This window comes from Paraburkholderia terrae (assembly GCF_002902925.1).
GTDB lineage: Bacteria > Pseudomonadota > Gammaproteobacteria > Burkholderiales > Burkholderiaceae > Paraburkholderia > Paraburkholderia terrae.
In genome coordinates this window covers 1,070,308-1,095,754 of sequence record NZ_CP026112.1, presented here as the reverse complement: position 1 = coordinate 1,095,754, position 25,447 = coordinate 1,070,308, and the positions used below count along the sequence as shown (strand labels likewise).

At 63.4% G+C, this 25,447-nt stretch carries 28 protein-coding genes; 19 read left to right on the top strand and 9 right to left on the bottom strand.

Annotated elements, in window-relative coordinates; genetic code table 11:
- The first annotated feature begins 18 nt into the window (after window positions 1-18).
- The 3 genes from C2L65_RS21140 to C2L65_RS21130 are packed head-to-tail and all read left to right on the top strand — an operon-like array spanning window position 19 to window position 1,875.
- A complete protein-coding gene (locus tag C2L65_RS21140) occupies window positions 19-645 on the top strand; it encodes a glutathione S-transferase family protein (RefSeq protein WP_042314768.1) in 627 nt (208 codons plus the stop codon).
- A 2-nt stretch (window positions 646-647) separates the two neighbouring features.
- Complete coding sequence (locus C2L65_RS21135) at window positions 648-1,274, top strand: glutathione binding-like protein (protein WP_007743668.1); 627 nt, start codon at window positions 648-650, stop codon at window positions 1,272-1,274.
- A 19-nt stretch (window positions 1,275-1,293) separates the two neighbouring features.
- A complete protein-coding gene (locus C2L65_RS21130; protein ID WP_042314760.1) occupies window positions 1,294-1,875 on the top strand; it encodes a Fur family transcriptional regulator in 582 nt (193 codons plus the stop codon).
- A 31-nt stretch (window positions 1,876-1,906) separates the two neighbouring features.
- On the opposite strand, the gene C2L65_RS21125 is transcribed toward C2L65_RS21130, so the two are convergent.
- On the bottom strand, window positions 1,907-2,371 hold the full coding sequence (locus C2L65_RS21125; RefSeq protein ID WP_042314759.1) for a response regulator: 465 nt from the start codon (window positions 2,369-2,371) through the stop codon (window positions 1,907-1,909).
- A gap of 390 nt (window positions 2,372-2,761) precedes the next feature.
- A complete protein-coding gene (locus C2L65_RS21120; RefSeq protein ID WP_042314758.1) occupies window positions 2,762-3,544 on the bottom strand; it encodes a TetR/AcrR family transcriptional regulator in 783 nt (260 codons plus the stop codon).
- Between the two features lie 83 nt (window positions 3,545-3,627).
- On the opposite strand from C2L65_RS21120, the gene C2L65_RS21115 reads away from it, so the two are divergent.
- The 3 genes from C2L65_RS21115 to C2L65_RS21105 all read left to right on the top strand — a co-directional run bounded on the left by C2L65_RS21115 (window position 3,628) and on the right by C2L65_RS21105 (window position 7,900).
- On the top strand, window positions 3,628-5,136 hold the full coding sequence (locus C2L65_RS21115; RefSeq protein WP_042314767.1) for an MDR family MFS transporter: 1,509 nt from the start codon (window positions 3,628-3,630) through the stop codon (window positions 5,134-5,136).
- Between the two features lie 510 nt (window positions 5,137-5,646).
- Entirely contained in the window at window positions 5,647-6,669 is a 1,023-nt protein-coding gene (locus tag C2L65_RS21110) for a zinc ribbon domain-containing protein (protein ID WP_229514575.1), read from the top strand.
- A 127-nt stretch (window positions 6,670-6,796) separates the two neighbouring features.
- The gene (locus C2L65_RS21105; protein WP_042314756.1) at window positions 6,797-7,900 is read left to right on the top strand and encodes a TAXI family TRAP transporter solute-binding subunit; all 1,104 of its coding nucleotides are present in this window, start codon (window positions 6,797-6,799) and stop codon (window positions 7,898-7,900) included.
- 83 nt (window positions 7,901-7,983) lie between these two features.
- Here C2L65_RS21105 and C2L65_RS21100 read toward each other — a convergent pair whose 3' ends face one another.
- The 3 genes from C2L65_RS21100 to C2L65_RS21090 form a co-directional block, all read right to left on the bottom strand.
- Entirely contained in the window at window positions 7,984-9,411 is a 1,428-nt protein-coding gene (locus C2L65_RS21100; RefSeq protein WP_042314766.1) for an efflux transporter outer membrane subunit, read from the bottom strand.
- 101 nt (window positions 9,412-9,512) lie between these two features.
- Entirely contained in the window at window positions 9,513-11,081 is a 1,569-nt protein-coding gene (locus C2L65_RS21095) for an MDR family MFS transporter (RefSeq protein ID WP_042314755.1), read from the bottom strand.
- Entirely contained in the window at window positions 11,074-12,198 is a 1,125-nt protein-coding gene (locus tag C2L65_RS21090; protein ID WP_042314754.1) for an HlyD family secretion protein, read from the bottom strand. Before C2L65_RS21090 ends, C2L65_RS21095 begins: the two co-directional genes overlap by 8 nt.
- Window positions 12,199-12,372: 174 nt before the next feature.
- On the opposite strand from C2L65_RS21090, the gene C2L65_RS21085 reads away from it, so the two are divergent.
- Both C2L65_RS21085 and C2L65_RS21080 read left to right on the top strand, forming a co-directional pair.
- Window positions 12,373-13,107, top strand: coding sequence for a CerR family C-terminal domain-containing protein (locus C2L65_RS21085; protein WP_042314753.1), 735 nt, complete (start codon window positions 12,373-12,375; stop codon window positions 13,105-13,107).
- A gap of 266 nt (window positions 13,108-13,373) precedes the next feature.
- The gene (locus C2L65_RS21080; protein WP_229514579.1) at window positions 13,374-13,583 is read left to right on the top strand and encodes a hypothetical protein; all 210 of its coding nucleotides are present in this window, start codon (window positions 13,374-13,376) and stop codon (window positions 13,581-13,583) included.
- 47 nt (window positions 13,584-13,630) lie between these two features.
- On the opposite strand, the gene C2L65_RS21075 is transcribed toward C2L65_RS21080, so the two are convergent.
- Together C2L65_RS21075 and C2L65_RS21070 are read right to left on the bottom strand one after the other, a co-directional pair.
- Window positions 13,631-14,185, bottom strand: a complete 555-nt coding sequence (locus C2L65_RS21075; RefSeq protein ID WP_042314750.1) for an acyl-CoA thioesterase — start codon at window positions 14,183-14,185, stop codon at window positions 13,631-13,633.
- 131 nt (window positions 14,186-14,316) lie between these two features.
- The gene (locus C2L65_RS21070) at window positions 14,317-15,420 is read right to left on the bottom strand and encodes an aromatic acid exporter family protein (RefSeq protein WP_042314749.1); all 1,104 of its coding nucleotides are present in this window, start codon (window positions 15,418-15,420) and stop codon (window positions 14,317-14,319) included.
- 74 nt (window positions 15,421-15,494) lie between these two features.
- Between C2L65_RS21070 and C2L65_RS45580 the strand changes: the two genes are divergently transcribed.
- Together C2L65_RS45580 and C2L65_RS21065 are read left to right on the top strand one after the other, a co-directional pair.
- Entirely contained in the window at window positions 15,495-15,650 is a 156-nt protein-coding gene (locus C2L65_RS45580; RefSeq protein ID WP_156132397.1) for a hypothetical protein, read from the top strand.
- Window positions 15,651-15,721: 71 nt separating this feature from the next.
- Complete coding sequence (locus C2L65_RS21065; protein ID WP_042314748.1) at window positions 15,722-16,288, top strand: GNAT family N-acetyltransferase; 567 nt, start codon at window positions 15,722-15,724, stop codon at window positions 16,286-16,288.
- Between the two features lie 63 nt (window positions 16,289-16,351).
- Here the strand turns inward: C2L65_RS21065 and C2L65_RS21060 are convergent, their stop codons facing one another.
- Complete coding sequence (locus C2L65_RS21060) at window positions 16,352-16,906, bottom strand: putative glycolipid-binding domain-containing protein (protein WP_042314747.1); 555 nt, start codon at window positions 16,904-16,906, stop codon at window positions 16,352-16,354.
- 248 nt (window positions 16,907-17,154) lie between these two features.
- Here C2L65_RS21060 and C2L65_RS21055 point away from each other — a divergent pair, with 248 nt between their 5' ends.
- From C2L65_RS21055 to C2L65_RS21030, 9 genes are all read left to right on the top strand, one after another.
- Window positions 17,155-18,120: an urea transporter gene (locus C2L65_RS21055; protein ID WP_042314746.1), complete on the top strand. Its 966-nt coding sequence runs from the start codon at window positions 17,155-17,157 to the stop codon at window positions 18,118-18,120.
- A gap of 23 nt (window positions 18,121-18,143) precedes the next feature.
- A complete protein-coding gene (locus tag C2L65_RS21050; protein WP_042314745.1) occupies window positions 18,144-18,923 on the top strand; it encodes a class II aldolase/adducin family protein in 780 nt (259 codons plus the stop codon).
- A gap of 24 nt (window positions 18,924-18,947) precedes the next feature.
- Entirely contained in the window at window positions 18,948-19,133 is a 186-nt protein-coding gene (locus C2L65_RS21045) for a 4-oxalocrotonate tautomerase (RefSeq protein ID WP_042314744.1), read from the top strand.
- A 179-nt stretch (window positions 19,134-19,312) separates the two neighbouring features.
- Entirely contained in the window at window positions 19,313-19,474 is a 162-nt protein-coding gene (locus C2L65_RS45575; protein WP_156132396.1) for a hypothetical protein, read from the top strand.
- A gap of 790 nt (window positions 19,475-20,264) precedes the next feature.
- Window positions 20,265-20,729, top strand: a complete 465-nt coding sequence (locus tag C2L65_RS45570; protein ID WP_156132395.1) for a hypothetical protein — start codon at window positions 20,265-20,267, stop codon at window positions 20,727-20,729.
- Window positions 20,726-22,123 (top strand): cytochrome ubiquinol oxidase subunit I, encoded by a 1,398-nt coding sequence (locus C2L65_RS21040; protein ID WP_042314741.1) that lies wholly within the window; start codon window positions 20,726-20,728, stop codon window positions 22,121-22,123. The genes C2L65_RS45570 and C2L65_RS21040 overlap by 4 nt, the downstream gene beginning before the upstream one ends.
- Before the next feature lie 28 nt (window positions 22,124-22,151).
- The gene (gene cydB, locus C2L65_RS21035; RefSeq protein WP_042314740.1) at window positions 22,152-23,153 is read left to right on the top strand and encodes a cytochrome d ubiquinol oxidase subunit II; all 1,002 of its coding nucleotides are present in this window, start codon (window positions 22,152-22,154) and stop codon (window positions 23,151-23,153) included.
- Entirely contained in the window at window positions 23,131-23,298 is a 168-nt protein-coding gene (locus C2L65_RS46180) for a hypothetical protein (protein ID WP_167450349.1), read from the top strand. Before cydB ends, C2L65_RS46180 begins: the two co-directional genes overlap by 23 nt.
- A 650-nt stretch (window positions 23,299-23,948) precedes the next feature.
- Entirely contained in the window at window positions 23,949-24,707 is a 759-nt protein-coding gene (locus tag C2L65_RS21030) for a response regulator transcription factor (RefSeq protein WP_042314739.1), read from the top strand.
- Window positions 24,708-24,785: 78 nt separating this feature from the next.
- On the opposite strand, the gene C2L65_RS21025 is transcribed toward C2L65_RS21030, so the two are convergent.
- Complete coding sequence (locus C2L65_RS21025; protein WP_042314738.1) at window positions 24,786-25,103, bottom strand: hypothetical protein; 318 nt, start codon at window positions 25,101-25,103, stop codon at window positions 24,786-24,788.
- Between the last annotated feature and the right edge of the window lie 344 nt (window positions 25,104-25,447).

Genomic DNA, 25,447 nt, shown 5'->3' with positions numbered 1-25,447 from the left:
ACGAAAGAGGATTACCGGATGATTACAGTCTGGGGACGCGCCAACTCGGTCAATGTGCAGAAGATCCTGTGGGTGTGCGACGAGCTGGTCTTGCCCTACAACCGCATCGACGCCGGCCTGCAGTTCGGCCGCAACGACGAACCCGAATACCTCGCGATAAACCCGACGGGCAAGGTGCCGACGCTCGTCGACGGCGACTACGCGCTGTGGGAATCGAACTCGATCCTGCGCTATCTCGTCATGCAGTACGGCGAATCGAGCGTACTCTACCCCGATGAACCGAAGGCGCGCGCCAGCATCGACCGCTGGCTCGACTGGTCGCTGTCCACGCTGCAGCCCGCCGAGCGTCCCGTGTTCTGGGCCATCGTGCGCACACCCGAGGCGGAGCGCGACAACGTGAAGCTCGCCGCCGACATCGACAACGTCGCGAAGCTGTGGAAGATGCTCGACGCGCAACTGCAAGGGCGCTTCTTTATCGAAGGCGAGAAGTTCACGCTCGCGGACATCGTGCTGGGCGCGTATGCGAAGCGCTGGTTCGGGCTGCCGGGTGTCGAGCGTGCGTCGTTGCCGAATCTCGAACGCTGGTATCAGCGGCTGTCGACCCGCTCCGGCTTCAAGCAATACGTCGACTTCGATCTGACCTGAACATGACTATCTCGCTTTATGCATGGGGCACGCCGAACGGCCGCAAGATCAGCGTCGCCCTCGAAGAAATGGCGCTGCCGTACGCCGTCAAGCCGATCAACATCACGAAGGACGAGCAGTTCGACCCGGACTTTCTCGCGATCAGCCCGAACAACAAGATTCCTGCGATCGTCGATCCCGACGGACCGGACGGCAAGCCGATCAGCGTGTTCGAATCGGGCGCGATCCTGCTGTATCTCGGCGAAAAAACGGGCAAATTCCTGCCGCAGAGCCTGCGCGACCGGGTGCCCGTGCTCGAATGGCTGATGTGGCAAATGGGCGGCTTCGGCCCGATGCCGGGCCAGGTGCATCACTTCGCGGCGCTCGCTTCCGAAGACGACAAGCGCTACGGCCTCAAGCGCTTTTCCACCGAAACGCGGCGGCTGTACAAGGTGCTCGACGCGCGCCTCGCCAAAAGCGAATACGTGGCGGGCGACCTGTCGATCGCAGACTTCGCGATTCTCGGCTGGGCGTGGCGGCACGAACGCCACAAGGTCGATCTCGCCGAGTTTCCGAACGTGAAGCGCTGGTACGAGACGCTATTCGCACGCCCGGGCGTGAAGCGCGGGTTCGACGTGAAGCTCGATTGACGCACCGTATAATCAGCGGATGAAAAACGCCAAGCCAACCGCTGCCGACGCTGCATCCACGCCGGGGCATGCGCATCACGCGCATGCCGCAGATCACGCGCATTCGCACGCGGAAGACCCGCATCACGATCACGCGCACGGCACGCCTGCCTCGGCCGAGGCGGCGCTCGCGCTGGCCGAAGAATACTGCCGCGAGCGCGGCGAGAAGCTCACGCCGATCCGCCGCAAGGTGCTGGAGTTGCTGCTGACGTCGGGCCGCGCCACCAAGGCGTATTCGCTGCTCGACGACATGCGCCAGATTCACCCCGGCTCCGCGCCGCCCACTGTGTATCGCGCGCTGGATTTTTTGCTGTCGGCGGGGCTCGTACACAAGATCGAGTCGATCAACGCCTTCGCCGTCTGCCACGATCTCACGCAATGCCAGCACGGCATTCTGGTGGTGTGCCAGCAATGCGGCAACGTCACCGAGTTGCATCAACCGGCTCTGCGCGAAGCACTCGTCGCGCAAATCGAAAACGCAGGGTACCGGCTCGCCGGTGATGGAATCGAGCTGAAAGGACTGTGTTCGGCATGCCAGGCGGCGCAAGCCGCCGGCAGCTGAACACAACCGTCAAAGCGCCGCGGTTCGAGCGTCAGGTCAAACCGGCGGCGCGCGCGCCTATCGCGTCATGCAATAGCGTCACCAGCGCCTCGGGCGGCGCCGGCTTCGTCATGAAATGCTGGAATCCTTCGCCGATGCTGCGCAGCCGGTAGGCTTCATCGGTATGGCCCGTCAGGGCCACTGCGACCGAAGGTGAATGATCGCCGCGAATCTCGTGATCCCGTACGCGCTGAATCAGATAGAAGCCGTCCATGGCGGGCAGATCGAGATCGCAGACGACAGCATCGGGCAACGCCCGCACGGCCGCCTCGACACCCTCCTCTGCATCCGCCACGGCGATGACGTTGGCGCCTTCCGATTCAAGCAAAATCTTCAACGATTCCCTGTTCTGCGGATCGTCTTCCACGAGCACGATCGTGGCCTGATCGAGCCTCAATACTCCGTTCATCTTGATGTTATGGCTTGAAAAGCTGGTTATGCACTCTGACGTGGCCATGATGTATCTAACGCAATGTGTACCGCGCCAGCGCCGGCAGCGGAAATCGGTTCAACGTTTCTACTCTCGTATGCACGTTCTTACCAACGAGTGACGGACGCGCTGTTCGTCCGACAAACTCCCCTGTTTCGCAAATTCGTGACTGCGCGCGCCGCCGCGCGGCGCATCTCGTTCATTCGGACTCAATTGTACGGAACGAGTTGCACGCGACTGTGCGCTTGTCTGCTTCGGCATATAGCTTGACGGCAGAACACACCGCGCCATGGTGACGATTGCGCAAGGCGCTTGCGTGACCGTCCGAAAGCAGACATGCGAAACGGATAGCATGAAGCACGTTGCGTGCCGCGTCGGACTCTGTGTGCGACAGCTTCTATTTTGATCCAACGACGTTCACGCTGCAGCAGGCGGGGTGACGCCCGGGGTGACGCCCGGGGTGACGCCCGGGGTGGCACCGTGTGTCAGCAACGCGACCGCATGACGCGCGATGTCGTCGGCGGTCAGCTTGCGGCGCACCGGGTCGTTGCGCCACATCGACGAGGTCGCGAGCGGCAAGATCGTGAGTCCGATCACCGACAGAAAAACCAGCGACGGCTCCAGTTCCCGATTGAGCTTGCCTTCCTTCTGCCATTTCTCGATGAACTCGATACCGCTTTTCTGGTTCGCGTTACCGAAGCGCTCGTGCATGCGCTGCTTGAGCAGGCCGCCTTCGCTGATCACTTCGCGGATCCACAGCGACGGGAACCACGGGTAATCGCCAGCCACTTCGACGAGCCGCTGCGCGAGCAGCGTGATCCCTGCGATGGGGTCGTCGGGATTCGCCTGAAACGAGCCGCTGAGCTTCGCGCGCAACGGCAGGAAGCGCTCGTCGATCAACACGTCGAGCAGCTGATCGCGCGTCTTGAAGTAGTAATGCATCATCGCGGGCGTGAAGCCGGCCTCGCGCGCGACCTGGCCGAGCGTCGTATCGACGATGCCCTGCCGCGCGAACAGCGCGAGCGCCGCGTCCAGCAAACGGGCGCGTTGTTCCGGCCCGCGCCCGCTGCCGGAAGGACGGCCAGGCCGGCGCCCAGCGGGCGCGCCGTGTGCGCCTGCATTGTCGCGGCCCTGCGCCTGCGACGCCTGCTCAGCCTGATCCGAACCCGCTACCGCTGCCGATTTTGTTGCCATGACCATGAATTTGACGAACGCTGGAATATGTCATATATTAATCTGCATGTTAATTAATTTCAAGAGATCTTAAAGCCATGGAAGCCCAGATGGACAGCCAGACTCTTCCTGCCGAAGCGGCGCCCGCAGCCATCGAGCGCCCGTCTCTTCGCGTGTTGTTTCCGGCGCTGCTGCTGGTGATGCTGCTCGCCGCGCTCGACCAGACCATCGTGTCGACGGCGCTGCCTACTATCGTCGGCGAGCTTGGCGGACTGGACAGCCTGTCGTGGGTCGTCACCGCATACCTGTTGACGTCGACGATCGTCGTGCCGCTGTACGGCAAGTTCGGCGACCTGTTCGGCCGCAAGGTCGTGCTGCAGACGGCCATCGTGCTGTTTCTGATCGGCTCGGCACTCTGCGGCGTCGCGCAGAACATGACGCAACTGATCCTCTTGCGCGCGTTGCAAGGGCTGGGCGGCGGCGGACTGCTGGTGATCACGATGGCGGCGATCGGCGACGTCATCCCGCCTGCCGAACGCGGCCGCTATCAGGGCGTGTTCGGCGGCGTGTTCGGTCTTGCGACCGTGATCGGTCCGATGATGGGCGGCTTTCTCGTCGACCATTTGTCGTGGCGCTGGATCTTCTATATCAACGTGCCGCTCGGCATCGTCGCGCTGCTGGTAATCGGCGCGGTGTTCAAGCCGCGCGTCGCGCACGTGAAGCACACCATCGACTACATGGGCGCGGCCTTTCTCGCGGGCGCCCTCACCTGCCTGATCCTGTTCACGAGCCAGGGCGGCACGGTGCTGCCGTGGACGTCGCCGCAACTCTGGGGCACGCTGCTGCTTGCGTTCATCTGTATCGGCGGATTCATCTATGAAGAGCGTCTCGCCGTCGAGCCGATCATGCCGCTCGAACTCTTTCGCGACCGCACGTTCCTGCTGTCGAGCGCGATCGGGTTCATCGTGGGCGTGTCGCTGTTCGGCTCGGTGACGTTCCTGCCGATGTATCTGCAGGTGGTGAAGAATTCGACGCCGTCGGAAGCCGGCATGCAGATGCTGCCGATGATGGGCGGCGTGCTGCTGATGTCGATCATCACGGGCCGCATCATCAGCCGGATCGGTAAATACCGGATGTTCCCGATCATGGGCACGTTTCTCGTCGGCGTCGCGATGGTGCTGCTGACCACGCTCAAGCTCGAGACACCCGTTCATGTGATGTATGCGTACATGGGCGTGCTCGGCTGCGGTCTCGGCATGGTGATGCAAGTGCTGATTCTCGCCGTGCAGAATGCCGTGCCGTTCAAGCATCTCGGCACGGCGACGTCGGGCGCGACACTGTTCCGTTCGATTGGCGGCTCGGTCGGCGTCGCGGCATTTGGCGCGATCTTTTCGAACGGACTCGCTTCGCGCCTGCAAGCGCTGATTCCTCCCGACACCGAACTGCCGCACGCGCTCGGCCCCGCTGCGATTCATCACTTGCCTGCCGTGTTGCGCGACGATTATCTGCAAGCATTCGCAAGCGCTTTGCATACGGTGTATGTCGTCGCGGCGTGCGTGGTGGTGCTCGCGTTCGCGCTTGCATGGCTGTTGAGAGATCATCCGCTGCGCAAGCAGTAAGCCTCGTCGAAAACGGACAAACGCTAGCAAACAGAAGCACGCTCGCGTTCAACGTCACGCACAAAAGACGTGCAGCATTCAATCGACATGCTCTGCAGTTTTCACATACATGGGCCGGCCGCTTTGCACGCCGGCCTTTGATCTGATCGATGTGTTTCCTATGATTAATCAGTGACGCGCCACGTTGTATTCGCGTCTATGCAAAAACCCTGATGCGCGTTCGTTTCCCGCCTGAAATCACGACACGATTGTGTTCGGTAGGTAACAACGTCGATTGACGCGACGAGCGAAAGAAACCATATTGGCACACACAGCGGCCCCGTAACGAAAGGACTGGGCCGGCCGCTACCCAGCGCATGTGGATCGCGAGTTCCGCCAACTGCGAGTTTGCTTCAACTTCGATCCTGAGCATGCCGAAATGGCATCGCCTACAACTGGTTGGGGTTAAGCATGTCTGCTGAAACGTCACCTGCCCAGGGTTTCCCAACGCCGTGTACACGGTGCGGGGGCGTGCTGTACCAGCATGTCGAGTTCTGCCCATACTGCGGCGCCGATCATCCTCTCGAACGAACCCAGCGCAAGCGCGCCGGTACACAACTGAGAGCCGTAGACAGCCCGCCGCCCGCTCCTGACGAAGTCCATACCCCTGAGGCAGCCGGCCTCCCGTCGCTCGCCTCGCCCGATCTTCCCGTTCCGCCGATCGAGGAGCCGCCACCGCTGCGGCAATCGGCCGGCCGCTGGCTCGCCACGAAAGGCGTCGTGCTGCTGCTCTTCATCGTCGCGCTCGGCTACGCGGGCTATCTGCTGCTCGGCGACAACCACAGGCAGGACACGGCCACGGACGAAGCGACGAACAGCGCAAGCACGTCGGGCGGATCGATTTCTCCGTACACCGCGCCGCAAAGCGCGCGCAACACACCGACCGCCAACGTGACCAACGTGCCCGCCGCAAAGACGCCGCTCGCGCCCATCGCGCCGCCGCGCCCGCGCGTGGCCCAGCACTACCGGGACGTGCCCGATGCATTACGCGCGGCGCGCGCCGCGCTCGCGCACAACAACCTTGCCGAAGCGCAGTCTGCGCTATCAGACGCACTGTCTGTCGAGGCGAGCAATGCGGAAGCGATGCAGATGCAAAGCGATCTGAAGGATCGCGAGAACAAGCGTGACGTTGCGCTCGGCGTTGCGACCACCTGTGCGAAAGACAAGTTATGGGGCTGCGTGCGCGAGCGCGCAGCGCAAGCGCTCGCGATCGACGTCAGCAGCGTCGACGCGCAGGCGCTGCTCGAACGCGTGATTCTTACGACGGGTTGGAAACCGCTGTCGGGCGCAACCGCGGCCGCGCCGCGCGCCACGACGCCGCAAGCCAACGCGAACGCTGCGCCGGCGCCCACCATGCCCACGAACAACACGGCAACGACGAACAACGCAGCCACTCCCCCAGCAACGAACACGGCCGCCAGCAGCATCGAAGCGCAAATGCGCGCGATCCGCGAATCGGGCTGGAAGAAGGCGCCGTCAGCGAACAAACAGTAGAGCAAGCAGAGCACGTCACGCAATCGAGAAAACGAAGCTACTTAACGCATTGCAATGCCTGATGTAACGGAACATGCGCGTCAGCCGTTGGCGCATGCTGTTCAACACACCATAAGGTAGGTAGACCATGCTCAAAAAAATGCTGACGGGATTGACGGGACTGATGTGCTTGATGATCGCGTCGTTGGCCGTCGCGGCCGGGGTCAGCGCGCACTACAAGATCGTCACCGGACAGGAACGCGGCACGTACATCCAGATCGGCGCCGATCTCGCGAAGTATGTCGCGCAGCCCGCGGGCATCGACCTCGAAGTGATGCCGTCGAAAGGCTCCGCGGAGAACGTGCAGCGTATGCGTTTCGAGCCGGGCGTGAAGCTCGCGCTCGTGCAATCGGATGTGTATCAGGCGTATATCGACATGGCCAATTCCGGCAATGCCGACGCGGGCACGACGATCCGCCCGCTGCGGCTCATCATGCCGCTCTACAACGAGGAGATCTATTTCGTCGTGCGCGACGACTCGCCGATGAAAACGATCAACGAGATCAAGGACAAGGTCATCAGCATCGGGCCGATCGGCAGCGGCACGGCGCAATCGTCGACCACGCTCTACCACCTGATGTTCAATCAGCCGATTCCCGAGCAGAACGTCCAGAGTCTTTCGAACGAAGACGCGATTGCCGCGCTCGTCGTGAAGAAGATCGACGTGGCCGTGATCGTCGCGGGACAACCGGCCAAGCTCTTCACCGATATGAATCCCGATCTGCTCGCGCAGATCCGTATCTTGCGCGCCGATCCCAACGCGGCCGAAACCACGCGCGCAAAGGAAACCTATTTTCCGGCGACGATCCGCCAGAGCAGCTATCCGAACTGGCTGAAGGAAGACGTACCGACGCTGACCGTGAAAGCTTTTCTCGTCACCTATGACTACGGCCTGCGCGACACGGTGAGCAACCTGAACCGCTTCGCCGATTCACTGTGCGAGAACTTCGACGTGCTGCAGGAAAAAGGCCATCCGAAGTGGAAGCAGGTCAAGCTCGAACTGCCGCCGCTCACGAAAGGCTGGCAATACTATCCGCCTATCGAACGGCATTTGCGCTCGTGCATCGCGCGCCGGGCGTCGATGCCGGCAGGCGGCGCGACGGCAGCGGTGCAGCAGCAACCTGCCGCGCCGAAAGTGAATAAACGTCCGTGCTCCGATCAGGAGCGTCTGCTGCTGTTGTGCGGCAAGTGAAATCGCATTGACGCGACGAGCACAAAAAAGCGCCACTGCGCATCTCACGCAGTGGCGCTTTTTCTTTTCGTCCTCTCGCACGACTACTGCGCGGACGCAGTACCTTCCCAGCCAAGCCCCAGACTCTTCTGCAACGCGACGTAGTCCTTGATCAGTTGCGCGTCACTCTGTACGCGATTCTGCTCGGCTGTATAGCGCGTGCGTTCCGCGTCGATCCAGTCGAGCGCCGTCGCCGTGCCCGCGCGATAGCGCTGCTCGGTCAAGGTCGCTGCGCGCGTCGCGGAGCCTTCGACCGTGCGCAGGCTGACGACATTCTCACGCTCGTGCCCGTAGCGCGACAGCGCGACATCGGCATCGCGCAGCGCGCCGAGCACGGTGCTTTCGTACTTCGCCTGCGCTTCGTCGAACGACGCGCGCGCCTGATCGACTTTCGCTTTCGTGCGGCCGAAGTCGAAAGCGTTCCATTGCAGATACGGCACCCCGAGCCACGTGAGGTTGTCCTTGCGCACCAGATGGCCAGGGTCCGCGGCGCTGTAGCTCAGGCTGCCGAACAGCGTGACTTTCGGAAACCAGTCCGCTTCGCGTTCGCCGATCTGCGCGCTCTGTGACGCGAGCCGCCGCTCGGCTGCGCGAACATCGGGACGTCGCCGCAGCAATTGCGCCGGATCGCCAACGGCAACCGTCTGCGGTAGCGCGGGCAGCGGCGCGGGCTGCTTCAGCATGTCGTCGAGCGCGCCCGGTTCGCGGCCCGTCAGAAGCGCGAGTTCGTCGAGCGATTCGGCGATCTGCGCATCGAGGGGGATGAGCGCGTTGCGCGTGTTCTCGACCTGCGTGCGCACGCGCTCGACATCGACTTGCGATGACACGCCGCGCTCGCGCCGCTGCTCGGTCAGCGACAGCACGTGCTCTTCGAGCTCCGCCGACTTGCGCACGATCGCGATGCGCTGTTGCTGATCGCGCAAGCCGACATACGCGCTGCCGATTTCCGCGGCGAGCTGCACGTGCGTATCGGCGAGGTCGGCTTCGGACGCGTCCGCTTCCGCCGACGCCGCTTCGACCGCGCGACGCGTGCCGCCGAACAGATCCAATTCCCAACTCGCGTCGAAGCCAGCCAGATACAGCGCGACGGGACCGCGCCCCGACGAGCCGGAACTGCCACCACTCAGCGACGACAGATCGGGTTCGCGCGTGCGCAGATACGCCACGGTCGCGCCGACTTTCGGCAACGCGTTGCTTTGCTGCTGCGTCAGCCCGGCGCGTGCCTGGCGTACGCGCGCCTGCGCCGCACGCAGGTCCGGGCTGTTGTCGATCCCCGCTTCGATCAGCGCAGTCAATTGCGGATCGTTGAGCGCGACCCACCACGCGGCGACGCCCGGCGCAGTCGCTACGACGCCATCGGGCGCACGCTTGAAGCTGCTGGCGTTCGTCGTGGTGGGCGCGCCCTTGTAGTCGGGGCCGACCGTGCAGCCCGCGAGCAGCACAGTCAGTGCAGCCGCGACGGCTGGAAGCATCGATGCGACACGCGAAACGCGACGCGACACAAAACGGGAATCGGGGCGCGCGGCAGCAGCGCCGCGCTGAGCGGCAAAATCAAATGGCTTCATCACAGGTTTCAATGTCCGGCCGACGGCGTGCCCGGTGCCGGCTTCTTGAGAAGAAAAGCGAGAGGAATGCACAGCAGCAGCGCGACGGCGAGCACGTAGAACGTTTCCGAAAACGTGATCACGCTCGCCTGCAACTGCATCTGCGCCGCGAGCTGGCCGAGCGCCTGCATCTTCGCGTAGGCCATGTCGCCATGCTGCGAGAAGAAGCCCGCTGCGCTCTGCGTGACGTGCTCCTGACCAATCAGCGAATTCGCCGTCACCGACTCGCGGATCATGTCGTCATGAAACGTATTGCGCCGGTCGATGAACGTGCCGAGCAGCGCGAGCCCCACCGAGCCACCCAGGTTGCGCGCCATGTTGTAGAGACCCGCTGCGTCGCCCGCCTGTTCGCGCGGCACGGCCGCCATCGATGCCTGGTTCAGCGGCATCATCGCGAGCACCTGGCCCACGCCGCGCAGCAGTTGCGACCACGTGAAGTCGTCGCCCGCGCTTTGCGCCGTCAGCGAAATGTCGAGCATGCAACTGCCCGCGAAACACGCAAGGCCCGCCATCACGAGCAGACGCGTATCGACGCGTCCCATCAGACGCGGCAGCACGGGCATCATCAGAAACGCGGGCAGGCCCGACATCAGCATCACCGCGCCCGACTGCTGGGCGTTGTAGCCCGCCACGCCGGAGAGGAACTGCGGCAGCAGATACGACACGCAGTACAGCCCCGCGCCGACCGTGAAGACGATGAAGATCACGCTCGCATAGCGTGCGTTGGTCAGCAGCTTCAGACGCACGATCGGCTGCTTCGAGACGAACTGCGCCGCGAGCAGCAGCACGATGCCGGCAGCCGCGACCACGCTCAGCCACACGATCATCGGCGATTCGAACCAGCGCTCGCGCTGCCCTTCTTCGAGCACCACGGTCAGCGAACTCAACCCCGCCGCCATCCCGACGATACCGAGCCAGTCCGCGCGCACGAACTGCTGCCAGTTGGTGCGTGCGTTATCCAGCCCGGCGACGAGCAGCACGACGAGCGCCACGCCCACGGGCAGGTTGAGAAAGAAACACCAGCTCCAGTCGATGTTCTCCGCGAGCCATCCGCCGACCACAGGCCCGAGCAACGGCCCGAGCAGCACGATCAGTCCGAACATCGTCATGCCGATCGGCATCTGGTGACGCGGCAGCCGCGTCGCAACGATGGTCTGCGCGGTCGGAATCATCGCGCCGCCGGCAAAGCCCTGGCCGATCCGCCCGACGATCATCTGCGGCAGGCTGTGCGACATCCCGCAGAGAATCGAAAACAGCGTGAAGAGCGTCGCGTTGCCGAGCAGAAAATTGCGCAGCCCGAACACGCGCGTGAGCCACGCGGCGAGCGGAATCATCACGATCTCGGACATCAGATAGCCCGTCGATATCCACGTGCCCTCGGTGCCCGTCGCGCCGATCTGCCCTTGAATCTGCGGCAAGGCGGAGTTCGTGATCGAGATGTCGAGCGTCGCCATCAGCGCGCCGAGCGCGCCCGCGGCGACAGCCGTCCAGTCGGCGGCAGTGGCGTTGGCCGGTTTTGCGGCCGCGTGCTCAGCCACGGCCGTTCTCGCGTTCGATGCGCGCTTCGTTGTCTCGCGCGCCGCGCGTGTCCACGTCGACGTTCACCGACAGACCCGGCAGCAGCACCTTGCGCGTTTCCTGCCCGACGTCGAGCCGGATGCGCACGGGCACGCGCTGCACGATCTTCGTGAAGTTGCCCGTCGCGTTCTGCGCGGGCAGCAACGCGAACTGCGAACCCGTGCCCGGCGAGAAGCTGTCGATCTTGCCGTGCAGCTTCGTGCCCGGCAACGCGTCGACACGCAGCGTCACCGGCTGCCCGACACGCATCATGCCGATCTGCGTTTCCTTGAAGTTCGCGACGAGATACACATCCTGCACGGGCACGATCGTCATGAAGCGCGAGCCCGGCTGCGCGTATTGACCGACGCGCACGCTGCGGTCGCCGACGCGTCCGTCGATGGGACTCGTGAGCACCGTATCCTGCGTGTCGAGTTGCGCCTGGCGCGCGCTTGCCTCGGCGGCGGTCAGTTGCGCGCGCGCCTGTTCGATCGCGGCGTGCGTGGTCGCGATCTGGCGTTCGGCGCTTTGCAGCGCGGCGGCATCCGCGGCGCGCGTGGCGCTCGCCTGACGCTGCGTGTTGCGCAGCTCGGAGACGCGCTCGCCCGTTTCGGCGCCCGTCGCGGCGAGCGGCTCATAGCGCTTGACCTGATCGGCGGCGTGGGCCTCGTTCGCGCTCGCGCCGTCGAGTTGCGCGCGGGCTTGCGCGATGGCCGCCTGCTGCTGCGAGAGTTCCGCTTCGCCACGCAGGATGTCGGCGCGGCGCGCGGCGATGGTCGCGTTCGCCTGTTCGAGCACCGCGTCGTATTGCCGGCTGTCGAGCCGCACGAGCGGCTGGCCGCGCTTGACAGTCTGGTTGTCGCCGACCAGCACGTCGGCGACGTAGCCCGACACCTTCGGCGCGACGGTCATGCCGTCGGCTTGCAGATACGCGTCGTCCGTGCTTTCGATGAAGCGCCCCACCGTCCACCAGTGCGCGCCCCACGCAATCGCGCCAAGCACGGCGACCCCGCCGATGATGAGAAATACGCCCTTCTTTCTGGACCGTTGCGCGCTTGCGGCGCGCCCCGATTCTTCGACGGGCAAAGTGGCTGACATGTTGACCTCAGATAATTTATACCGATCGTTATAATTATTCCAGTTGATACAATTTAGTCAACAATATTGTTTTTACGATCCTTACCTTTTACCTTTGCGCTCATCGTCTATTTTCTTGTCGATCGGTATTGGCGCTTTGGCGCCTTAGCCGGTCCCATGCAAAGCTAAAGCAACGTGACGACACGCACACCGAGACACCGCCCCGCAGCGGAAGGCGGCTACCAGCGCGGCGAAGAGACCCGCGCGAAGATCATCGAAGCGGCGCTGAGCCTGTTCGGCGAACGCGGCTTCGAAGGCGCATCCACGCGCGACATCGCCGAGCATGCGGGCGTCAACGCGCCCGCGCTCGTGTATTACTTCGACAACAAGGAAGGCGTCTATCAGGCCTGCGTCGAATACATCATGGCGAACGTGGCAGACTACTTCGCGGATGCCGTCGAGGCCGCGCAGACCGTGCTCGACGCGAACCCTTCCGACGACGCACTGATCGACGCGTTTCGCGCGATCCAGGCGCGCGTCGCCAGCTATCTGTTCACGACGGAGACGCCCGCGACCTGGCGGTTGTTCATGGCGCGCGAGCAGGCGGGACTCGGCCCGGCGTTCGCCGCCGAACGCCTGAACGAGCGCATGCGCAAACCGCTTCTGAGCGTGAGCTCGGAAATCGTCGGGCGCCTGCTGGGAAGGCCTGCTGACGATCCCGAAACGGTGATCCGGCTGCTGGCGATCAATGGACAGCTCGTGTCCTTTCATCTGACGCGCTGCACGGCATTGGCAGCGTTGCAGTGGAAGTCGATCGACGGTGAGCGGCTGAAGCAGCTCTGCGCGATCATCGATGAGCAGAGCGTCGTGCTGCTGCGCGCGATGATCGAATGGCGCGAGGCGAACAGCAAGCGGCGCAAGAAGAAGTAAGGCGACGTGGCTCGCCTGCGAATGCCTTAACGCTCCTTACAAAGTCAGACAGAGCGTGACGGGCGCCGGCGCGCATCGGAAACGCGGAACGCCATGCGTGGCGGGCCTTCGCAGCATCTTTGTACGCACGTCGAGCACGCCGCGACTCGCAAACTTCTGTTGATTATGTAACGAGGCTGTTAAACGCGATTGGCCCAGGATGGGTAAGGTGCGGCTTCGCACTGCGCCGCGCATGCTCGCAGCGGTGCAGCGACACGCACAACTCATTGAAGGAGCAATCGATGCGCAAGCTCGCGATTCTGGCCGTCATGGCCGCATTGACCGCCACGTTGTCCGGATGCTGGTGGGGACCGGTGCCCGGCTGGGGCGGCGGGCCGGGCCACGGTGGTGGGCCCGGCGGCGGCGGACCCGGTGGACCGGGAGGCGATGGACCGCACGGCGCGGTCGTCGTGCCGCATGCAACGGCACGCGCCTGACCTTGGCTTCGCGCGACGCGCAGCTCAGCGAGCGCGTCGCGTGCCGTTCAACCCCGCGCGGACATCTCGCGCGGTGCGGCGGGCGGCGTCATCCCGCCTTCCGCCGCGCTCCACTGCACGATCCAATCGGGCAACGCGGGCGAAACCTGTGTGACGCCAGCCAAACCGAGCAACTCGCCAGTCGGCACGGTGCCGCCGCTGCGCTTCAGAAAGCGCGTGCGCACGACGCCCAGCGCAACCTGCACGCCATCGCGGATAAACGCCTGCTCGAGGAACACATGCCGCTCGTCCCAGCCGATCACGCGCGTCGCCACGTCGTAGCGGTCCCATAGCTCCAGTGAGCGATGAAAGCGCATCGTCTCCAGCGTGACGACGGGATACCAGCCCTGCTTTTTGATCTGCGGCCATACGCGCGCGCGGATCATCAGGTCGACGCGTGCCAGATCGAGGATCGTGAAGTAGCGGCCGTTCGTCATATGGCGCAGCACGTCGAGATCGTTGGGCCACACGCGAAACGGCGTGACACAGGTATCGAGCACATGCAGATGCCCGCGACGCGGACTCAACATGAAAGTGAGGAACAGGCGTAACAGCAGGTTCATGACAAAGCTCGCAGAGGCGAGGCTAAGGTTGCAAAAGCACGCATGTTAATCGACAGTTCGGTACGCGGGCGGCCCGTGGTATAGAGGGCTTATTCACATGCCGCTTGTCGATGCGCCTTTTGCGACGCGCCTCACGTCGCAGTCGATGGCTGCGCGGCCGCCAGATGCTGCGTATGCATGTCGCTCAGCCGGCACAGCAGAATGCCGTAACCCGTCAGGTGGCCCAGATAGACGCTCGTGAATACGCCGGGCGCGGGCAAGGTATCGACGATGTCGCGCAATGCATCCATCTGCAAGGGCTTCGCTTCGAGCGCCGCGCGCTCGACACGCAGATCGGCCACCAGCGCGAGCTTGCCGTGCGCGTCGAGCAGCCTGGCGAGCCCGGCGAGAAACGCTTCGCGCCAGCGGGGATCGAGCGCGGTGAACTGCTCGTGAAACGTATCGAGCGTCTCCAGGAAGTTGACGAGCGAGTCGAACAGTTCGTGATAACACCAGAACAGCGGCAGCCGGTCGCGATTGCGTTGCAGATGAGGCGACATCCACGCCTGCTCCAGATCGAGCTTGAGCAGGCCGTGCGATTCTTTCAGGTCGGTGCTCGACTTGCGCAACTGGCCGATGATCGTTTTCAGTTGCGCCGAATCGTGCTGGCCCGACGCGAGTTGGCCGAGCGCTTGCAACGCCTGTTCGTTGCCATCGTTGACGAGACGATTCGCCCAGAAGCCATGATCGGGCGGAAAGACGATCTGCTGGATGATGAAGCCGAGCAGCATGCCCAGCACGACGCCGATCAGGCGCTGTTCGAGCAGCGGAAGATGTTCGCCCGTGTAGAGCACGAGCGTCATCGGAATCGTGATGCTCGTCATCTGGAATAGCGACGGTCTCAGTCGCACGATCGCGAAGATCACGAGCGGCAGCAGCAGCGTGCCGAGCAACAGATGCGGCGCCGTGAGCCAGATCACGAGCGTGGCGATCGGCATCGCGACGACGTTCGACATCACGCGTCGATAGAAGTAGCCGCGCGCGGCGGAGATCGAGCTGCCGAGCGCGAGCGTGAGCATCGTCGAACTGGCGAGCGCGACGGCCGCTTCGGGATAACCGAGGCTATAGGGAATCCAGAAGCCGATCCATAGCCCGAGCGCGAGCTTCACGTACTTGGCGTTTTCCGAAAGCGAGAAGCGCGCGAGCGCGCGGCGAAACGGCGTCAGCGGCTTGTGGGCGTACGAAGCGGTCGACATGGTTGCTCCTGCAAGCGGGAAGGCACTTTATGTGTGGCATCGGCATGGCTGGTTCGAATTGTACCGGCGCCTCGATGAGCGCAAACGCGCGACAGCCGTTGCTCCTGGATTGGCTCACCATCCTAGATTTGCTCACCATCCTGGATCGGCTCACCATCCTGGATTTACTCACCATCCTGGATCAGCTCACCGTCATCGGCGCCCCTGGCGCACACCGCCGCCATTTTTGACCCGCTTCATTTCCTCGCACGCCGCAGGCATAGTGAGAGCTTTCCAGCCTCGACACAGCAAGCCCGACACAATGAGCGAGACCTCCCCGGCCGCCGCGCCCGTCATCCGCGACGCCACCGACGCCGACTTCCACTCCATCCAGGCCATCTACGCGCACCACGTGCTGACAGGCGTCGCTTCGTTCGAAGAGACGCCGCCGTCCGTCGACGATTTGCGGCAGCGCCGCGCCGCCGTGCTTTCGCATGGCTTGCCGTATATCGTGGCGATTGTCGACGGCAAGATCGCGGGGTACGCGTATGCGACGCTCTATCGTCCGCGAATCGCGTATCGCTTTACGATCGAAGACTCGATCTATATCGACGATGCATGCCGTGGCCGCGGCGTCGGGCGCGCGCTGCTCGCCGAACTCATCAAGCGATGCGAACAGGGCCCGTGGCGCCAGATGATCGCCGTTATCGCCGATGGCGGACGCGGTGGCTCGCTGTCGCTGCACAGTAACGCCGGGTTCGAACTGGTCGGCACGTTGAAGGCGGTCGGCTTCAAGCATGGCCGATGGCTCGACTCGACGGTGATGCAGCGCGCGCTCGGACAGGGCAGCGAGGCACTGCCCGCCGACGCCGAAGCCGCCAGCGACTAAAGCGACTGTACGCACTGCGCCGAATCGCATCGACGCGTTCATCGGCAAGCGTGAAGCATCGCGTCAGACTAGCGGCAACGTGCGCGTGAACATCATCGGATAGTCGATGACGAGTCCGTCCTCGTCCACTTTCAGTTCCGCCGCGAAGCCGGTATCGATGCCTTCGTACCGATACTCGCTGTCCGGTTCGACGCACGTGTACGCCTGCTCGACCCGCGAGACCTGTAAATCGGGCGTCGAAATGAACACGACGGCGATCGTCTCGCGCGCGCCCTTGGCCAGTTGCAGACGGCGGATCGGCAGCGTGTTCGTGAACGGCGTGGCGGCGATGTCGATATCGATGCAGCCCGCCAGCGATGTCAGCACAAGCCCATGCCCATCGCGCCAGTTGCCCTCGCCGTCACCGTGCAATTCGAGTTCGGGGCCGCCCGTCACCTTTAGCCACGCATGCAGCGTGCGCCATTGCGGATCGCATTTCACGCGGTACATGAGGCCGTACGCGCGGTCATCGCGCTCGCCGACCAGCACACTTTCGGCGTAAAAGCCGTCGACGCGCGCGTCGAATGCGAGATGCTCGACGCCTTCGCCCTCTTCCGGGGTCCATCGCACTTCACGCATGAATCTGTCTCCTGTGTGGGATCGCCGGGAATGACGCGCCCGTGGATGACATCGTAGCGCGCCACGCGGACTGATGAGTCGGCCGACTGCCTCGCTCAAATAGCCGCTATCAACGCGCGCGCATGCCGCTCGCGCCTCGCCTGCCCTATGCTCGTGTTTCGTCTGCTTCGAATCGAAAGCGCCGCGTGAGTTCCGCCTCGCGCGGCTTTGTCACGTCTTCGTAACGTCAGTTGAAACGGTATTACCCCATGTCCGCCGCGCTCCATGAAGAACCATTCGACGCATTGCGCACGCTGCTGCGCAGCTTCGGTCAGATCGTCCTGCAACGGAACGCGGCGACGGGCGCGTGCGTGCTGGCGGCGTGGCTCGTGAGCGATGCGCGCCTCGCATGCGCCGCGCTGACGGGTGCGATCGCGGCGAACGTCGGCGCCGTGTTGCGCGGCTACGATCCCGCCGATACGCGCGACGGACTGCACGGCTTCAACGGCGCGCTCGCGGGACTTGCCGCGTCCACCTTCATCGCCGACGACGCCACCGCGATGGCCGTTGCGATACTCGCGGCGACGGCGGCTGCATGGCTGCTCGGACCGTGGGCGCGGTTATTGCGCTCGCGCGGCCTTGGCTTTTATTCGAGTCCTTGCCTGCTTGTGACGTGGGCGTGGCTGCCGCTTGTTTATCTGGCGCCGGCGCACGTTGCCGCGAGCGACGCGGTTTCGTGGCTCGATCCGATGCGCGGCTTGCTGGCGGGTGTTGCGCAGACATCGTTTGCGGGCAGCGCGCTCGCGGGCGTGTTGATACTTGGCGGCATTGCACTGTCGTCGATGCGCTCCGCGTTGTTTGCGCTCGCAGGCGCGGCGCTCGCGACCTCGGCGCATTGGCTGATCGGCGCGGATAGTGCATCGCTCGCGGCGGGCCTGTTAGGATTCAATGGCGCGCTCACGGCGCTTGCGCTGGCCGATTGCGGCGTGCTGGCGGCGCTCGCTGGCGTGGGCGTATCCGTCGCGATGCAGGAGGCTGCCATTGTGTCGGGCCTGCCAGCGATGACGGCGCCGTTCGTCGTCGCGACGTGGACGCTGCGCTTGCTGACGCGCGATACTCGCCGCACGAGCACGAGCACTAGCAACCGGAGCCGCGCTCCTGATTCCGCGATTGAGAGATCTGCGGATTTAGGGCGTCGAGAGGAAACAACCCGTGCCGTTTCGCCCGAAGGCTGAAGCGGCCAGCAACAGGAGACGTCATGTCGTCGTTCGCTCATACGCCTGCGGGCCGCATTGCGCAGTCGAAGCTCACGTCGGAGGCGGAGCAGCGCACGCGCGTCGATCTCGCGGCCGCGTACCGGCTTGCGGCGCTCAACGGCTGGGACGATCTCGTCTACACGCATATTTCCGCGAGCGTGCCCGACGAGCCCGGTCATTTTCTGATCAATCCGTTCGGCCTCTCGTTCGATGAAGTGTGCGCGTCGAATCTGGTGAAGATCGATATCGCGGGCAACATCGTCGGGGCGAGCGAGCACCCGGTGAACGCGACCGGCTTCGCGTTGCACGCGGCTGTTCATGCGGCGCGCGCCGACGCGTTTTGCGTGATGCATCTGCACAATACGGCGGGTATTGCCGTGTCGCTGCAAAAGGATGGGCTCTTGCCGGGCTCGCAGCATGCGCTGCGCTTTCATGGGTACCTTGCGTATCACGATTACGAGGGCCTTGCGTTCACGCCGGCGGAGGGCGAGCGCCTCGTTGCGGATCTCGCCGACAAGCCGGCGATGCTATTACGCAATCACGGTACGCTGACGACGGGCCGCACGGTTGCGGAAGCGTATGTGCTGATGGCGACGCTCATCAAGGCTTGTGAGATTCAATTGCAGGCGCAGGCGGGCGGTGGCGCGCTGGTGTTGCCATCGGAGGCCGTGGCTGAGCGCACGGCTGAACAGCTTTTCGATGGGGGCGCCGTGGAAGGAGCCATTGAATGGCCCGCGTTGTTGCGCAAGCTTGATCGCATCGATGCGTCGTATAAGGGTTGAATTTTTTTCTAAGGAATACGAGACATGCCTACATTTCATATCGAGCTTTTCGAAGGTCGCACCGTTGAGCAGAAACGCCAGTTCGTTGAGGCGATTACTAAGGCGACATGCGAGTCGCTGAATGTCGAGCCGAATTCGGTTGATATTGTTCTCATCGATGTCAAGCGGGAGAACTGGGCGACAGGTGGGAAGCTCTGGAGCGATGCCTAGCCAAGGTCTGCGCGGTTTTCGGGCGTCGTCAATGTGGCATCGTTTAACAAAGGTCCAATATCACGATGCCCGGATCGTCAGTTCCTGTTTTGCTGGGTTCGCGCGGGTTCGAGACGTCTAAAGTTTTCCAGATCGGTGCCGAAGTAACACAAGTTACCAACGACACAGGCATTCGATCTATGAAGAGCAAGGACGCGAAGTTCATCGGTGAAGCCGTGCGTGGTCGTTCGTCGTCGATTGCTGATCAGATCGAGGAAACCGCTGGGGTTTGGCTGGCGGCGGTGTGTACGGTTATTGCGGGGGTCGGGACGGTGCTTCAGCTTATCGCGTGGTTCAGGTGATTTTTTTGTCTGCGACGCTGGGTGGTTCGGTTTGCTTTGCGCTGGCAGCTGCTTTTTGCCTTTCGTGCTTCAGGCGTTGCCGTTTCGGTGTTTTGGTTTTTGCTCTGGCATCCGCGATTTGCCTTCGTGGCGCGGCCGGTTTGGTTGTTCTAGCGTTTGCGCTGGCATCCGCGATTCGTTAGCGTGCTTCAAGCGTCGCCCCTGTGCGGGGCGGCACCTACTTTTCTTTGCCGCCGCAAAGAAAAGTAGGCAAAAGAAAGCGGCTAACACCGCCAACATTTCTTCTTGCCTGAGGGCCTCCACAGGGTCTTTCGCTTCACACGGCAATCACGTGACCCATGTTCGTTGCCAACGCTCTTGCACTGCGCCTCACCCGCTTCATATGTCCGCGTCGTACCACGCCATGCCAGATAGTCCACAGCCGCCCAGGTGGCAAACTGTGTGTAGGCCGTAGTACCTCGCGCGCCTCACTTCGGACCGATAGCGCATGCGCCCCACCCTGTAAGAGCGCCAGCCTATACCCCGCGACAACCTACACACAGTTTGCCACCTGGGCGGCACATACCATTCGCTGCCGCTTGCCCGAGTATGGGTATTCGAAGCGGGTGAGGCGCACATTCAAAGCGTTGGCAACGCACGCAAACAGAAAGGCTGCCGTTTGAAGCGTAAGAACCTTTGGGGGCCCTCAGGCAAAAACTAGCACTGGCGGTGTGAGCCGCTTTCTTTTGCCTACTTTTCTTTGCGGCGGCAAAGAAAAGTAGGTGCCGCCCCGCACAGGGGCGACGCTTGAATGGCAAACACCGTAACGCGGATGCCAGCGCAAGAGCAAAAAAACAAACCGCTTGCACAGCAAACACCGCCTCGCGAATGCCAGCGCAAAAACCAAAACACCAAACGGCAACGCCCGAACCACGAAAGGCAAAAAGCGGCTGCCACCCCAAAGCAAAGCGGCCCCCCAGCGTCGCAGACAAAAAACCAAACCCACTGCGACATCCCACCGCACAACGGCGTCGCGCGACATCGACAAACCCTGTGCTGCGACGCGGTCGATTGCCGCACTTCACGCGCAAACGCACGCGACTGCCCCACAAACCAGCAAACCAAAATCCTGATCCAGATCAACCATTTACAGCAAAAAAGCGCGCCCGCAGAAGCGCAGATCTGCGCCAAATCGCCACACAAAGCGCCGCAGCAAAACAACAAACATTCCCCTACGCTTGCGGTCATCTGCACGAACCCGGATTCGGACACATGACCACCGCAATCTCCGCCTTCGACCTGGCGCGCATGCAATTCGCGTTCACGGTCTCGTTTCACATCATCTTTCCCGCGCTCAGCATCGGGCTCGCCAGTTTCATCGCCGTCCTCGAATGGCGCTGGCTCAAAACCGGTAAGGCCTACTACAAAGATCTTTGTCTGTTCTGGTCGAAGATCTTCGCCGTGGCCTTCGGCATGGGCGTCGTCTCGGGCGTCGTCATGAGCTACGAGTTCGGCACGAACTGGTCGGGCTTCTCGTCGTTCGCCGGCCCCGTCACCGGCCCGCTGCTGATGTACGAAGTCATGACCGCGTTCTTCCTCGAAGCAGGCTTTCTCGGCATCATGCTGTTCGGCTGGCAACGCGTCAGCCCGCGCGCCCACTTCGGCGCAACGCTGATGGTCGCGATCGGCACGCTGATCTCGACGTTCTGGATTCTCGCGTCCAACAGCTGGATGCAAACGCCGCAAGGCTTCGATATCGTCGATAACCACGTCGTCCCCGTCGACTGGTTCAAGATCATCTTCAATCCGTCGTTCCCCTACCGCCTCGCGCACATGGCGATCGCCGCGTTCATCGTCACGGCGCTCGTCGTCGCGGCCGTCGGTGCATGGCATCTGCTCAAGGGACGGCGCGACAACGCGGTCAAAAAGATGTTCTCGATGGCGCTATGGATGCTGCTGGTCCTCGCGCCCGTCCAGGCCTTCGTCGGCGACGCGCACGGACTGAACACGCGCGAACACCAGCCCGCGAAGATCGCGGCGATCGAAGGTCTGTGGGACACGGAGAAAGGCGGCACTGCGCTGAACCTGTTCGGTATCCCCGACATGCAGGCGGAAACCACGAAGTACGCCGTGTCGATTCCGCATCTCGGCAGCCTGATCCTCACGCATAGCTGGGACGGTGAAATCCGCGGGCTGAAGAGCTTTCCGAAAGAGGACCGCCCGAATTCGACCGTCGTGTTCTGGAGCTTCCGCGTGATGGCGGGCCTCGGCGTCGCGATGATCGGCTTCGCAATCGCCGCATGGGCGCTGCGCCGGCGCGGCAAGCTGTACGACGCGAAGTGGTTCCACCGCATCGCAATCGCGATGGGACCGACGGGCTTTCTGTCGCTGCTCGCCGGCTGGGTGACGACGGAAGTCGGCCGTCAGCCGTGGGTCGTGTATGGCGTCAAGCGTACCGTCGAAGCCGTGTCGCCGCTCTCGGCGCAACAGGTCGGCATTTCGTTGATGGCGTTCGTCGTCATCTACTTCCTCGTGTTCGGCACGGGCATCTACTACATGTTCAAGCTGATGCGCTCGGGCCCCGCGTTGCCCGGCCACACACCGGATGGCATCCCCAACGCGCCCGGGCGCCGCCCGCTATCTGCCGTCGACCGGATGATCGACGCCTGATCCAACCTACGATACCCGCGAGAGAAAAATGGATGTAACCATAGTCTGGGCCGCGATCATCGCACTGGGCCTATTCATATACGTCGTGCTGGACGGTTTCGATCTGGGCATCGGCATCGTGTTTCCGTTCTTCCCCGACGAACAGGAACGCGACCTGATGATGAACACCGTCGCGCCCGTCTGGGACGGCAACGAGACATGGCTCGTGCTCGGCGGCGCAGGCCTGTTCGCGGCGTTTCCCATCGTTTATTCGACGGTGCTTTCCGCGCTCTATCTGCCGCTCGTCTTCATGCTTGTTTGCCTGATTTTCCGCGGCGTGTCGTTCGAAATTCGCGCGAAGGCGAATCGCACGAAGCATCTTTGGGATCTGGCGTTCATCGGCGGCTCGACGGGTGCGGCATTCTTTCAGGGCATCGCGCTCGGCGCGTTTTTGCAGGGCATTCCCGTTGTCGACGGCAGCTTCGCGGGCGACGCATTCGGCTGGCTCACGCCGTTCTCGCTGCTGACGGGTCTCGGCCTCGTCGTCACCTATGCGCTGCTCGGCTGCTGCTGGCTCGTCGCGAAGACGGAAGGCGATCTGCAGCGGCGGCTGCATCGCGTCGTGTGGCCGCTGACGATCGTGCTGCTCGGCTTCATCGTCGTCGTCAGTCTGTGGACGCCGCTGCAAGAACCCGAGATCGCGCAGCGCTGGTTCGACGCCGGCATCTTCTGGCGCCTGCTGCCCGTGCCGTTCCTCGTCGCGATCTGCACGTTCTTCATGCGCCGCGCGGTGCGCGACCGGCATCACAACACGCCGTTCATGATGGCGCTCGGGCTCGTGCTGCTTGGCTACGTCGGGTTGCTCGTGAGCCTGTGGCCGTACGCAATTCCGTCGAGCCTCACGCTCTGGGAAGCGGCCGCTCCCCGTTCGAGCCAGATGTTCACGCTGGTCGGCGCGGCCATCATCATCCCCATCATCATCGGCTACACGACGATGGGCTACTGGGTTTTCCGCGGCAAGGTGCGCCATGGCGACGCCCATTACCACTAAACCCGCCCGCTCCCGCTCGCGCCAGGTACGGCTGCCCGGCTGGCTCTGGTTCGTCGCGCTGTGGTGCGGCGGCGTGGGCAGCGCGATGATCGTCGGCTATGCGTTCAAGGCGCTGATGAACGCGACGCTGTTTGCGATTACCTGAGCGGCTCACGACGGCCAAACGCTCTTGCGCGCATCCGCCGCGCATAACCTGCCGGGCGGCCCGTCGAGGCCGCCCGCTTGCCTTCAAAATCCTTCCGCGAAGCTCGTCTACGTAGCAGGCCGCGAGAGCACCATCCTCGTGGCCTCCGATGCAGTGCCGTACCAACCAGGGAAAACCACACGCGCCCAAACCGCGATGACCGCGCCGGACTTTCCGGCGAGGCCGCAGCGGCTGCGCGAGCGAGACCAGAGCATCTGATAAAACCACGCCGACGCCGTTGCATTCCAGACGGCCGACGCGAACAATGAAGCGCGGACGCACACTGCCCGCAAGGCCGGCGCAACCGGGCGACAAGCATGACCCATCCGGCGATCCGGCATATGATCGCGGCTTGGGAAGCAAAACAAGCTGTTGCTGCATGGACGGCCCACCGCTGGTCGGGCCGCAGGGAGTGCAGCGGGTTGCGATGCGCAGCGGGCGTACACGTCCGGGGTGCGTCGCGGCCTTGCGGACGGAACGCGCGCAACGGGGAGCGCGCGCTCCGCCCTCGTCCCGACCGACAACATGGCACAACACCGGCAGGGCCGAGCGCCTGCATGGGACGAGAGGAAGGCGCTAAAGCGCCAACTCTGGTCCACAGCGGAGACATCATGAAGTTTCTTGTAGCCGACGATCATGAACTGATCCGCCAGGGCGTCAAGGGTCTGCTACGCGGACTCGATCCCGACGCTGTATTCGACGAAGCCGACACCTGGGAAACGCTGGCCGCCGCCGCAAGGCCCGACGCCAACCACGATCTCGCCATCGTCGACCTTCACATGCCCGGCATGACGGGCGCCTCTTCATTGCACGCCCTGCTGAAAGCCAATCCGGCGCTGCCCGTGGTCGTGCTGTCGGCGGAAGAATCGCCGGATGAGATGCGCGCCGTGCTCGCAGCGGGCGCGCTCGGTTTCGTGCCGAAGCGCCAGCCGGCCAGCGTGATGCTCAAGGCGATCGAGCTGGTGCTGTCGGGCGGCGCCTATGTGCCGATGGAAGCGCTCAGCCTGCTCGGCTCGCGCAGCGCGGACACGGCGACCGCGACTGCCACGGCGGAAGCCGCTATGACAGCAGGCGCAACAGCCATCGCCGGGCAGACGACGGCCGCGCCGCCAGAAGCGGCGCCCGTTCGCATCGAGGCGTTGCAGCCGCATCAGCAGCATCTGCTGGAGAACCTGTCGCCGCGTCAGCAGGAAATCATGCGGCTCGTGCACCGCGGCTGGACCAACAAGATGATCGCGCGCGATCTCGGCGTCGCCGAAGGCACGATCAAGGTCCATCTTTCGGTGATCTTCCGCGCGCTCGGCGTGCACAACCGCGCGACCGCCATTGCCGTGATCAACGGCTGGCTCGAAGCGGGAAAGACGCTTTGAATGGGGATAAAAAAGAAGGCGACAGAACGTCGCCTTCGGCAGAACGCGGCCTTTGAAGCCGCACTTGATACATGCCCGTCAGAGCATTTCCGTCGCCAGCGTGACGCCCAGCGCAACGCCGCCGATCACGCCGATCGCGCGGCCGAGCAGCATCGCGTTGAGGTCCTCGTCGAGGAGGAACTCGCTGCGGCGCTCACGCATGACCGTGCGATGCAGCAGCGGCATGGGAAACAGCAACGCGCACGACAGCGCGACGGGTGCGCCCAGGCGCATTGCCATGTTCGCGTGGTGCTCGGCGGGAATGCCGAGATACAACATGCCGACCACGAAAACAGCCGTCAGCAGCGCGCCCGCCAGCACGCCTGCGACGAGCTTGTCGGATGGATGTCCGTTCACTTCTACACCTCATTGAATCGAAAGACCGCGCCGGGCCGATGGGCCGGACGCGAAGGTTGCCGGAATCGTTCGCGGCGGCTTGGGGAGCCGCTGTTATCGCGAAACGGCTTATTTCAGCAGCCAGGCATGGCTTCGGTCGATCAGACACTTCTCAAAAAGGCTGACGAACAGGACGGGACGAGGTGGCGCAGGCGATAAACGGACGCGCAACGGCGCTATACGGCGCCGCTGCTATTAGGAAAAGATCGTCGATGGTCGCGATGCGGCTCGCGTTATGACGCGAGCCTTTGGCTCTGTGACGGGGAGCCGGACCGAAAGGCGTGGCGCGTCGCTGCCGGGGAGGA